The organism is Arthrobacter sp. Bi26 (genome assembly GCF_918697925.1).
Taxonomy (GTDB): domain Bacteria; phylum Actinomycetota; class Actinomycetes; order Actinomycetales; family Micrococcaceae; genus Arthrobacter.
The window spans coordinates 80,027-86,954 of record NZ_CAKKMF010000007.1; the positions used below are offsets into that span (position 1 = coordinate 80,027).

Genomic DNA, 6,928 nt, shown 5'->3' on the forward strand with positions numbered 1-6,928 from the left:
TGGTCGTAATGGTCGCCCCTGAGGGCCGGATCGCTTAGCGGCAAGTGCCCCCGGGCGGCTAGCGTAGATGCATGACTTCTACCACCACCGCCGAATCACTTCGGCCCCAGCGCAACATCCCGGCCGACATCGCCCGCTCCTGGCTGCTGGTGAACGCGATGAAGACCGATCTCTTCGACCAGTCCGCCGTCTCCCGGGCCGATGCCATCATCCTCGACATCGAAGACGCGGTGGACCCCTCCCAGAAGGACATCGCCCGCGCCAACGTCGTGAACTGGCTGACCGCCGGCGGCAGCGCGTGGGTCCGGATCAACGACGCCACCAGCCCGTTCTGGGCCGACGACCTTGCCGGGCTGCGCGGCACTCCCGGCCTGCTGGGCATCATGCTGGCCAAAACCGAATCGGCCGACCAGGTCACGGAGAGCTTCCACCGGATGGACGGCAAGACCCCGGTCATCCCCCTGGTCGAGTCCGCCGTCGGCATCGAGGAAGCCAACAACATCGCGAAGGCCCAGGGCGCCTTCCGCCTGGCCTTCGGCTCGGGCGACTTCCGCCGCGACACCGGCATGGCGGCCACCGCCGAAGCCATGGCCTACCCCCGCGCCAAGCTGGTGGTGGCCAGCCGCGTCGGCAACCTGCCCGGCCCCATCGACGGCCCCACCGTCGGCACGAATCACCCGATCCTGCGCGAACAGACCGGCATCACCGTGATGATGGGGATGACCGGGAAGCTCTGCCTCGCGATCGACCAGACGCCGGTCATCAACGAGGTCATCAGCCCCACGCCGTCCGACGTCGCGTGGGCCACGGACTTCATGGCCGACTTCGAGGCCAGCGGCCGCGTCATCCGCGACGGCTCCGACCTGCCGCGCCTGGGCCGCGCCGAGAAGATCATGAAGCTCGCGGTAGCCTTTGGCGTGCAGCCGGCTCTGTAGCCCCACACCACTCAAGGAGCCCCCGTGACCGATACCCGCTATCTGGTTCACGGGGTCTTTTGGGATGGTCCGGCGCCGGTTCCCGCGCCCGGACCTGGACAGCCCGGCGGAGGGCTCCCGGTGATGCGCCTGCAGGACCCTGACGGCACCCTCACCGAACTGGCGCTCGACGCCGGCACCCGGCTCGGTTTCCGGCTCGCCGCCAACGGGAAGCACTGCCTCGGGCGACACGTGGTCCACGGCCCGGCGGACCGGGACCACGTCCTCTGCCCCGCCCGGGCTGCCGCCACCAAGGGCAGCCAGTGCGAACTGTGCTTCGTGCTGGACGACTCCCGGCTTATCCACGACTTCCACCGCGGCGGCAGGGTCCCGCCGGGCCTGCGCGCGTACCTGATGCAGCCGCACTGGCTCTACGTCGCCACCTTCGCCAACGGGGCCAGCAAGGTCGGCACCGCGTCCCACCCGCGCAAATGGAACCGGCTCGCCGAGCAGGGCGCTGTGGTCGCCCGGTACGTCGCCCGAGCCGGGGACGGCCGCGTGGTACGCATCCTTGAGGACATGATCACGCGCGACGCCGGGCTGCCGCAGCAGGTCCGCGCCGCCGCCAAAGCGGCTGCGCTCGTGGCACCGGCAGCCGCCGTCGAACTCGATGCCGTGAACGGGCGGCTGGCAGGGGTGGTCCGGACATTGCTCGCCGGTGCCGGCGGGGAGGGCTTTGAAGTGGTGGATGAGCGGTGGGTCCGGCCGGAGCTCTCTGCCAACGCCTGCGCCCCGGCCGCCCGGCATGCCTACCCCCACGACCTGGGGACCGGAACGCACGGGTTCCGGGTCGATTCGCTGAGCGGCAGCATTGCGCTGGCGGCGCTGGATGGCAGCGAACTGGAATTCGTGGTGAACCTGGGGCAGCTCAAGGCCCGGATGATCGAACTCGGGGACCACGGCTCGGACGTCCCGGCCGTGCAGGAAACATTGTTCTGACGCTGAAATTGCCCCGCGACGCGCAAATTACCGGACGCGCCCGTATTCCCGCGTCGCCAGGCATTCTGAGTGTCGCCAGGAATTTTGCGGATCGCGGCGGCGCCGGCGCGCCCCGGTAGACTGGCACGGTGCTGAACGAATTCTGGGCCACCGCGTCAACCGCCTACAAGGTGCTCGTCTTCAGTGCCATGGGCCTGATCGCCCTCGGCATCACCCTCAGTGTGGTCGGCAACAGCACCGGCAACCAGGCCCTTGCCCTCGCCTCGCTGGCGGTGATTGGGCTGGGCCTGATCCTGCACATTGCCGGGCTCGTGGTCCGCGGCCAGGCAATCCGGAAGAACCTCAAACGCTAGCAGCCGCGTTCCGCACCACATGGCTCCGGGCATGCTCCACAGCGTCCGGAAGGGACGTGAACAGGTGCTTGTGATGCCGCAGTGAGCGGATGACCCCCACATTGGTCACGAGCTCCAGATGCTGCGGCTGGACACCCTTCAGCAGGACCGTGACGCCGCGCAGCTCCAGCGCCGAAATCACCTCGACGAGCGCATGGGCACCCGTGGCGTCCAGCATCCGCAGCTGCGACAGCCGGATGATGGCCACCTGGACGTCCTTGACCTGGCTGATCTCCTGCAGGACCCGTTCCGCGGCGCCGAAGAACATGGCCCCGTCCAGCCGGAAAATGGCGATGTGCTCGTCTCCCGGAACCGTCGGCCCGGGGATGTCCTCGCGCCGGACTCCGCTCAGGGACGCGAATGCCCGCAGCGTGAACACGGCTGCCGCGGCGAGTCCGATCTGGATTGCCACAATGAGGTCGAAGGCGACGGTGATGAGGGCCGTGATCACGAACACCGCCGCGTCGGCGCGGGTGGACCGGAGGATCGCCGTTACCGTGTGCCGCGAGACCATGCGTGTGGCCGTGACCATGAGGATGCCGGCCAGCGCCGCCAGCGGGATCCGTCCGACGAGTCCGGCCGCCAAATAGATGATGGCCAGCAGCACCAGGGCGTGCACTACCGCGGAGAGCCTGGTCTTGGCGCCGGAACGGACGTTCACGGCCGTCCGGGCGATCGCGCCCGTGGCGGGCATGCCGCCGAAGAATCCGGCGGCGATCGAGGCCAGCCCCTGCCCGGTGAGTTCCCGGTCCGGGCTGTATGGGCCGGACGGACGGCCGTCCGGCCCCACCATGCCGGCGGCCACCCGGGCCGAGAGCAAAGATTCAATGGCGGCGAGCGTCGCGATGGAGACGGCAGGCATCAGCAGGCCGCCCAGTGCGGCCGGATCCACAGAGGGCATGGAGGGCGCCGGCAGGGAGTGCGGAAGTGCGCCGATCCGGGGTATGTCCAGCGCCAGCAGCTCTGCCGCCACGGTGGTGAGCAATACCGCGATCAGGCTCGCAGGCAGGGACTTGTTGAGCCTGGGCAGCAGGTACATCAGGGCCGCGACGCCCGCCACCACAGCGAGCGTCTGCAGCACGGTTGGCATGGTTGCCTGTGACGCACTCTCGATGGCCGCCAGGAGGGTGTTGTGGCCGGGCGTTCCCGCGGTGCCCGTGGCCAGGGGCACCTGCTGGAGGAAGATGATGGCGGCGATGCCGAGCGTGAAACCCTCCACGACCGGCCAGGGGATGAACGCGACGGCGCGGCCCAGTCCGCTCACTCCCAGGACCATGACGAGCAGTCCGGCCAGCACCGAGACCAGCGCGACGCTGCCGACGCCGTGGGCGGCGACCACCGGGGCCAGGACCACCACCATGGCGCCGGTGGGGCCGGAGACCTGGACGTTGGATCCGCCCATGACGGCGGCGACCAGTCCGGCCACCACCGCGGTGATGAGTCCGGCCTCCGCCCCGACGCCGGAGCTCACCCCGAAGGCCAGGGCCAGGGGGAGGGCCACAATGCCTACTGTGATTCCGGCGAACAGGTCCGTCTTCCAGGCGGACCGCAAGAGCCCGTAGTCGCGCCGGGAGGGCACAAACCGGGTAAGGCGTCTCCGGAGCGTGTCGGGTGTCCCGACCGGACTTGATGCCGCGTCCGCGCTCACGGCGCTGTGTTGTCGAGATGGCCAGTGTCGTCGAGGTGGCCAGTGCTGTCGAGGTGGCCTGCCGGCAGCTCCTGAGCTATCCGGAGCTGTTCGGTGGAACCGGCCAGGGTGTCCAGCAGGAAGACCCGGGCGATCGCGAGAAGCTCCTTGATCTTAGGATGAGCCAGCCGGTAGGTCACCACATTCGCCGTCCGGACAGACGTCACCACGCCGTGCCGGCGCAGCGTCCCCAGATGCTGGGACAGATGCGAGGGCTCCAGTCCCGTCTCGGCGAGCAGGTAACTGACCGGCGCCGCAGTGTCCGGTGCCGCGGCCAGAAGCTCGAGGATCCGGATGCGGGCCGGGTGGGCCAGGGCCTTGAACAGGTTGGCCTTGATTTCGTACAACGGGGTCTGCGCGGCGGAGATCATGGCAGGAGGACACCTTCTCGCATCCGTTCGCGGCGCGGCCCGGCGGGACAGCGCCGCTGTCTGGATTGATGGATTGATGTTTTCATCATATCGCGCGAGTCAATACCCTCCCGTCAATGCCCGTCCGATCCCGGTGCGCACCCTGTCACGAAGCCGGACGGTCCCGGGCGTGGCGATAGGCTGGAACCATGACTATCAATCCGGACCTGCAGGGCCGCAGCTACCCTGCCGCAGAGGTGTATGACGTCGGCCGCGAGAAGATCCGCGAGTTCGCGCGCGCGGTCAAGGCCACGCACGCGGCCCACTTCGACGTCGATGCCGCCAAGGCCCTGGGGCACAGCGACCTCGTGGCGCCGCCGACCTTCGCCATCATCGTCGCGCAGCGCGCTGACGCGCAGCTGATCGAGGACCCGGATTCCGGGATCGACTTCTCCCGCGTGGTCCACGCCGACCAGCGGTTCACCCACCACCGCCCGATCATCGCAGGCGACCGGCTGGTCGCCGAACTGCACGTCGACGGCGTCCGCGCCATGGGCGGCGGAGCCATGATCACCACCCGCTCGGAAATCTTCGCCCTGGCCCCCGGCGATGCCGCCGATGCCGCCGGCGTCCGCGAGCCGGTCGCCACCACCACCTCGTCCATCCTGGTCCGCGGAGAGGGACAGTAGCCATGAGCGTCAACATCGCAGAACTCACCGTCGGCCAGGACATCGGCAGCCGCAGCATTACCGTCACCCGTACCGATCTCGTCAAGTACGCAGGCGCCTCCGGTGACTTCAATCCGATCCACTGGAACGAGGCTTTCGCCACGGGCGTCGGCCTGCCCGGCGTGATCGCCCACGGCATGTTTACCATGGGCGCCGCTGTCCAGCTCGTCACTGACTGGGCCGGCGACCCCGCCGCCGTCGTCGACTTCCAGACCCGCTTCACCAAGCCGGTGCCGGTCGCCGACACCACGGGGACGCCGGAGGCCGGTGCCGTGATCGAGGTCAGCGGGGCCATCGGAGCGCTCGACGCCGACGCCGGCACCGCCCGCGTCGACCTCACGGTCCTCTCGTCCGCCCAAAAGGTCCTCGTCAAGGCCCAGGCCGTAGTCAGGCTGGCCTAGCCCATGGCATTGCAGTGAATCGGACTGCTGTGACCAAGGATGTCTTCGTCCCGGCCGCCGAGATCACGCACTGGCGCAACGCTGTGGTGGTGGCCTACGGAGCGAGCGGAATCGCGTTTTCCACGTGGGTGTCCCGGCTGCCGGCCATCCGCGACGGCCTGGACCTGACTCCGGGCACCGTCGGGCTGCTCCTGCTCTGCATGACGGCGGGGTCCTTCCTGTCCGTGTCCGCATCGGGCCTGATTGTCCTTCGCCTCGGCTCCAAGCTCACCATCCGGATCGGCAGCATCATGGTGGGCTTCGGGCTGATGCTGGCAGGCTTCGGCACCTCCGTGCTCGCCAGTCCGGTGGCGGTCGCCGCCGGACTGGCGATCATCGGGCTGGGCACCGCCAGCTGGAACACCGCGTCGAACGTCGAAGGCGCCGCGGTGGAACGCGCGGTCCGGCGGCACATCATGCCCCGGCTGCACGGCTCCTTCAGCCTGGGCACGGTGGCTGGAGCCGGGCTGGGTGCCTGGGCAGCCGCCGCCGGGATCCCCGTCTTCTGGCACCTGGCCGCGGTGGGCCTGCTGGTGGCCGGCTCGGTGACCACCGCTGCGGCGTGGTTCCGGGCGGACATCACGCCGGTCGAGGGGGAGCGCCCCTTCAAGGTATCCGGGACAGATACGTTCGAGGATCCCTCCACCGGGCCCATCCCGATCGTCCGGCAGACGGACGCCGTCCCGGAGCAGCCGCTGGACAACAAACGCCAGATCGCGCAGGCCTGGCGTGACCGGCGCACTCTGCTCCTGGGCGTGCTGGTCCTTGGGCTGGCCCTCGCCGAAGGGGCGGCGGGGGACTGGGTGGCCCTGGCATTGTCAGACGGCCACGGCCAGACCGACGCCGCCGGAGCCGCAGGCTACGGGCTGTTCGTCACCTTCATGACCATCGGCCGCTTCGCCGGCACCCTGGTCCTTGACCGCTTCGGCCGGGTCCCGGTGATGCGCTGGTGCGCCGCGCTCGCGGTGCTGGGCCTCGGCTTGTTCGTCTTCGCCCCGGCGCCGTGGCTGGCCTACGTGGCCTTGGCCATCTGGGGACTCGGAGCCTCGCTCGGTTTCCCGGTGGGCATGTCCGCCGCGGCCGACGATCCCGTCAAGGCCGCTGCCCGGGTGTCCGTGGTGTCCACGATCGGCTACGGAGCCTTCCTGTGCGGGCCGCCGCTGCTGGGCCTGCTGGCCGAGCACGTCGGCATTCTCCACTCCCTGCTTGCCGTCATGGTGATGCTGATCGTGAGCTTCCTGCTCTCCCCGGTGGCGCGCAAACTCCCCGTGCCCGCGCCCGTGCCGGGACAGTACAGCTGATATGAGTTGAGTCTGTCCTTCACAAACACCTCCGGAGATGTCAGGACGGGATGTATCAGATTCCCTTGAGGACCCGGGGCTGATCCGCGGGGTCCTCCCGACGCCTTCGGAGGTGTT

Annotated in this window: 8 protein-coding genes; 6 read left to right on the forward strand and 2 right to left on the reverse strand. The window is 69.3% G+C overall.

Annotated features, from left to right (window positions below):
• Positions 1 to 71 precede the first annotated feature (71 nt).
• From LQV16_RS03185 to LQV16_RS03195, 3 genes are all read left to right on the forward strand, one after another.
• Positions 72 to 935, forward strand: coding sequence for a CoA ester lyase (locus LQV16_RS03185; protein WP_229992492.1), 864 nt, complete (start codon positions 72 to 74; stop codon positions 933 to 935).
• A 24-nt stretch (positions 936 to 959) separates the two neighbouring features.
• Positions 960 to 1,913 carry a DUF2797 domain-containing protein gene (locus LQV16_RS03190; protein ID WP_229992493.1) on the forward strand — a complete coding sequence of 318 codons (954 nt, stop codon included), beginning with the start codon at positions 960 to 962 and terminating at the stop codon, positions 1,911 to 1,913.
• A gap of 128 nt (positions 1,914 to 2,041) precedes the next feature.
• Positions 2,042 to 2,266: a DUF3188 domain-containing protein gene (locus LQV16_RS03195; protein WP_229992494.1), complete on the forward strand. Its 225-nt coding sequence runs from the start codon at positions 2,042 to 2,044 to the stop codon at positions 2,264 to 2,266.
• Here LQV16_RS03195 and LQV16_RS03200 read toward each other — a convergent pair.
• A complete protein-coding gene (locus LQV16_RS03200; protein WP_229992495.1) occupies positions 2,256 to 3,884 on the reverse strand; it encodes a SulP family inorganic anion transporter in 1,629 nt (542 codons plus the stop codon). The genes LQV16_RS03195 and LQV16_RS03200 overlap by 11 nt on opposite strands.
• Positions 3,885 to 3,949: 65 nt before the next feature.
• Positions 3,950 to 4,363, reverse strand: coding sequence for a metalloregulator ArsR/SmtB family transcription factor (locus LQV16_RS03205; protein WP_229992498.1), 414 nt, complete (start codon positions 4,361 to 4,363; stop codon positions 3,950 to 3,952).
• 188 nt (positions 4,364 to 4,551) lie between these two features.
• Between LQV16_RS03205 and LQV16_RS03210 the strand changes: the two genes are divergently transcribed.
• Genes LQV16_RS03210 through LQV16_RS03220 form a run of 3 tightly spaced genes read left to right on the forward strand, consistent with a single transcriptional unit; the run spans position 4,552 to position 6,811 of the window.
• Positions 4,552 to 5,031, forward strand: a complete 480-nt coding sequence (locus LQV16_RS03210) for a MaoC family dehydratase N-terminal domain-containing protein (protein WP_229992500.1) — start codon at positions 4,552 to 4,554, stop codon at positions 5,029 to 5,031.
• 2 nt (positions 5,032 to 5,033) lie between these two features.
• Complete coding sequence (locus LQV16_RS03215) at positions 5,034 to 5,471, forward strand: MaoC family dehydratase (RefSeq protein ID WP_229992501.1); 438 nt, start codon at positions 5,034 to 5,036, stop codon at positions 5,469 to 5,471.
• 14 nt (positions 5,472 to 5,485) lie between these two features.
• On the forward strand, positions 5,486 to 6,811 hold the full coding sequence (locus tag LQV16_RS03220; RefSeq protein ID WP_229992503.1) for an MFS transporter: 1,326 nt from the start codon (positions 5,486 to 5,488) through the stop codon (positions 6,809 to 6,811).
• Positions 6,812 to 6,928: the final 117 nt, after the last annotated feature.